The 4,494-nt window shown below is 35.7% G+C and carries 3 protein-coding genes and 1 pseudogene; 3 read left to right on the top strand and 1 reads right to left on the bottom strand.

The genetic code is table 11. The annotated features are described in order from the left end of the window. Window positions 1–822, top strand: an 822-nt coding sequence (locus AC220I_RS18640) for a rhodanese-like domain-containing protein (RefSeq protein ID WP_486725369.1), incomplete at its 5' end; no start/stop codon positions are given. Between the two features lie 94 nt (window positions 823–916). Here the strand turns inward: AC220I_RS18640 and AC220I_RS18635 are convergent. Further along, window positions 917–3,028, bottom strand: coding sequence for an EAL domain-containing protein (locus AC220I_RS18635; protein ID WP_486725368.1), 2,112 nt, complete (start codon window positions 3,026–3,028; stop codon window positions 917–919). Window positions 3,029–3,356: 328 nt separating this feature from the next. On the opposite strand from AC220I_RS18635, the pseudogene AC220I_RS18630 reads away from it, so the two are divergent. Together AC220I_RS18630 and AC220I_RS18625 are read left to right on the top strand one after the other, a co-directional pair. Further along, window positions 3,357–3,809: pseudogene (locus AC220I_RS18630) on the top strand (O-acetyl-ADP-ribose deacetylase); the annotation flags it as partial. Window positions 3,810–3,881: 72 nt separating this feature from the next. After that, window positions 3,882–4,376, top strand: a complete 495-nt coding sequence (locus AC220I_RS18625) for a DUF2127 domain-containing protein (protein WP_486725367.1) — start codon at window positions 3,882–3,884, stop codon at window positions 4,374–4,376. The last annotated feature ends 118 nt before the right edge of the window (window positions 4,377–4,494 follow it).

Genomic DNA, 4,494 nt, shown 5'->3' with positions numbered 1-4,494 from the left:
GATGTCTTAGCGACTGCTGTGGCTGCTAAGCTTACAGTATCCGACTTAACAGATATGGACTTTGCATACTCACCACCACTTGGCAATGCAAACGACGCAATTAACATGGCAGCATATGTTGCTGAAAATAGAATTTCAGGTTTTTCGCCTGCGCTTACAATCGGTGAAGTTGATGCATACCTTGAAGGTAAAAAAGCACTTTGGATCGATGTAAGAGATGTGTTCTCATATGAAAAAGCGCATGTAGAGGGTGCTGTCAACATTCCACTTGAAATGCTGACTTCAAATCTTCATAAGTTACCAAAAGATCAATTGACATTTGTTTATGATCAAACGGGTAAAAAAGGACATCAAGCTTTAAGAACTTTAGTGGGTGCAGGATTTACAAATGTGATTAACGTAAGTGGTGGTTTCATAAGTCTTTCAAACTATGTAAGATCTATTACACCTCAAAACTTCATCTTGAATCTTCAGGCTCCGGACCAGAAAAAGCTTGGTGAAAATGCAGGTGAAGAAAAAGTAGAAGCACCTAAAGAAGAAGTTAAAAAAGAGGTGACAACAGGCCCTCTTATCATAGATGTACGTTCAGAGGAAGAGTTTGCTTATGGTGCTTATCCAGGGGCAATCAATATTCCACTTGATGAACTCGAGTATAGAAGTTCTGAACTTGAAAACAAGGATCGTAAAATTATTCTCTACTGTGCTTCTGGTGCTAGAAGTGCTTATGCATTACAAATTTTAAAAGCAAATGGCTTTACCAACTCTGAAAATGGTGGTGGCCTTGCAAGAATGATGGCAAGCTATAGAAATTCAGTAAGATAGATAAAAATCAAGCCACCTGGTATATGATGATATATTCACATCATAAATCAGGTGGCTTTTTTAAGTACAAGAAATCTTGTTATGAGCAAAATGCCTAAAGGGGTTCAGGTTTTGAAAAGAGATATCCTTGGATGACTTTGAGTGAAGTTTGCGAAATCTTATCGAGCTGGCTATTGGTCTCAACCCCCTCAGCAACAATATCATAATTGTAAATCTCTGCGATGTTGCAAATGATCTTAAAAAGATTGAAAACTTTTTCGTCTTCAATAATTTGGTCTATGAAAGTCTTGTCTATCTTAATTTCATCAAAATCAAAAGTGGTTAGGTAATTTAAAGAAGAGTAGCCTGTGCCGAAATCATCAATTGATATTTTGAAGCCAATTTCATGAAGGTTTCGTATAATGACTGAAACTTCTTTAAAATCAGCAATAAAAATATCTTCTGTGATTTCTAAAATGATTTTATCTGCTGGAACATTAGATTCAGAAATATATCGATTCATCTTGGCGTAGAAATCTTTATCAAGAAAAAATGAAGGTGAAATATTAACTGAAACACTAATATGGTCCCCATACTTTGCTTTGAGCTCATTGTAATCGTTTAAAACACATTTGAACATGTATTCTGTAAATTCGATCATCATATTGAGCTGGGTAATTGCGGGAATAAAAACAGCTGGAGAAACGATGCCAAGCTCTTCTGAGGTCCATCGTGCAAGGGCTTCAACACCAACAACGGTATGGGTTGTATAATCAATCTTAGATTGGTAATAGGGTAGTATTTCCTGATTCAAAAGGGCCTTGTGTAAGTACTGTCTCATGAGGAGTTCGTTTTCAATTGCGTATTTCATGTTGGGTTCATATACGTTGATGGATAAGTCTTTTTTCTCCTTGGCTTGTTTCATAGCCATTGTGGCTTCCTCATAAAGGGTATCAAAGTTGTCACCTTGAGAGGGATACAATGACATGGATAAATAGAAATCTATCATTTGAGTGAAATCGTTTCGCTCAAGGTACTGCTTAAGTTCATGTCTTAGGTTATATACAAGGTGGCTTGTCTCTGACATTTCAAGTGATTCAAGCCATAAGGAAAATTCATTGCTTCCAGTACGGGCACAATAAAAAGGCTCATGAAAGTGGATTGAGAAATATTCACCAAACAGGTTCAATAATCGGTCGCCTTGATCGTAGCCCATGGTAGAGTTGATGGATTTTAAGCCAACAATGTCTAATTGGACAAAATAGCCGCTTTGAATTTTAGAAAGTCTGTTACTTACAGCTTCTTTAAGACCATGACGATTTAAAAGACCGGTTAGTTCGTCATGATAAGCCAAGTAGTGGAGTTTTTCATTTTGAGAGGCAAGATCCTTTTCAGCTTTTGACAAAGATTCTACCATCCCATTATAGCCACGAATAAGTCTGCCGATTTCATCATCAGTCACTATCGTGAGGGGTAGGATATCATAATGTCCTTTTCCAACTTGTATCATGCCCTCAGAGACCTTCAATATAGGGCTTGTAATGCGATTGACATAAGTGGTGATGATAATTGAAATAAGTGAGCCAATTAAAAAAATTGAAATCAATAAAATTTTCAAAATCGTATTGGCTTGTTTATTAAAGTCAGATTTATATGCTGTAGCCACAACTGTCCACTTCCAGTTTGGCTCATATAGGTTGTAAGAAATCTTATCGCCAATTTTATCTGAATGAGGGTAGAGCCATTGATAATTAACAAATCCACCGCCTGATTTTGCAGTTTTAATTTGTTCTTGAACGATGAAATGTGTATCTTCTTTGTAATCCACAACATTCCATACATTTTGTCCCTCAAGTGTTGGATGCATAACTTCAGTACCAAACTGATCGTAAATGATCATATAGCCATTGGTTCCTAAGTCAATGAGATGATTTAGCGTGCGTGTTCCATCTGGATTGAGCTTCCCTGACAAAACTTCTTTAACCTCTTCTTGAGCAGCTTCAAGGCTTAAAGCGCCACTTTGGACCATAGCATATTTCGAGTTAATCAGTTCAACAGCTTGAATGGCACTGTTTTTTAGTATAACTTCACCTTTGGCATCTAAGGCTTTATGTGCAATAAAATACCCAGTAATACCAATGAAAATGGAAGAGACCACCAGCATGCTGATAAACAGGGCAATTATTTTTTGATTAAAAGATTCTCTAAATTTCTTAATTAATCTCAAAAGGACCTCCATGAAAAGAGAATATGATGTTTTTGGATTGAGGAAGATCATTACTGGATACGGGTGAAGACCTTATAAATTAAACTTATGTTCCTAATATGTATGTTGAGCTTAGTTCTTTATTCTAAACTCGATGAAGTGTCTTATGTTATTATACCTTAAATTGCTTGTCCATAAGCAATGAATTTTAGGATAATACTGGGAGTGGTATTTAGTGTTCTTAAAATGGGTATAAAATAAAGGCAGAGCATAAAATAAAAGCAAAGCATAAAATTAAGATGACTTATTATAATCAAGTTAAAATACAATTTTAAAGCAGGTGAAGAAAATGCCATTTGAAATTATATATGGAGATATTACAAAAGTAAATGTTGACGTTATTGTTAATGCGGCAAATTCTACTTTACTTGGTGGTGGAGGCGTAGATGGTGCAATACACAGGGCAGCTGGACCAGGTCTTTTAGAGGAATGTAGAGGCCTAGGCGGATGTGAAACAGGTCAGGCAAAAGTTACAAGAGGGTATAAACTACCAGTCAAATACATTATTCATACCGTTGGGCCAGTTTGGCATGGTGGATCGCAAAACGAAGAAATTTTGTTGAGAGCTTGTTATCAAAATGCCTTAAATTTAGCCAAGGCACTAAATATAGGGAGTATTGCATTTCCACTTATTTCTTCAGGTCTATATGGATATCCTAAGGAAGAGGCGCAGAAAGTTGCAATATCTGTGATTGAAGAATTTTTGGTAACAAATACAATGTCAATTTATTTAGTGCTTTATGGGTAGTTGCTGGAAAAGACCATAGTATTGAACCTAATATTTGCGATCAATACTCATGGCGTGGAGGTAATCGTGAATAAAACTGTGAGCAAAGGCACCATTCATATTGGGTTTCATATTGGTTTAGTGCTAAAGGGACTGTTTGATGCAGGTGAAATTATAAGCGGATTTCTGATGTTTTTTTTAACACCTGATCGGATGAATCAATTAATTGCTGTTATTTCAAAAGAAGAACTTTTTGAAGACCCAACCGATTTAATCATGAACTATCTCATTTCTGTTAGCCAAGTCTATTCATTAAGTGCACAGCATTTTACAACGTATTATCTACTTTCACATGGTGGTGTAAAGTTAATCATTTTGATATTATTATGGCAAAAAAAATTATGGGCATATCCAGTATCTTGCTTAATGTTTTTAGTTTTCATCATTTTCCAAATGCAGAGGTTTATGTCAACTTATTCGTTTGTATTACTCTTTCTATCATTTTTAGATGGGATGATGATCGTATTAACGATTTTGGAATATAAAAATATTCGAAATATAAAAAATGAGCCCTCGGATTAATGTAATAACAAATAACCATATGAAACCCCAGTGTGATGGTGAACACTGGGGTTTTTCATTATAGATCATTAGCTCTCATCCAGCTTTGAGCAAGAATATTCAACTTGCGAAAAGCGGT

It is taken from the genome of Fusibacter sp. (assembly GCF_057447755.1).
This window is presented reverse-complemented; position numbering and strand designations above follow the sequence as displayed.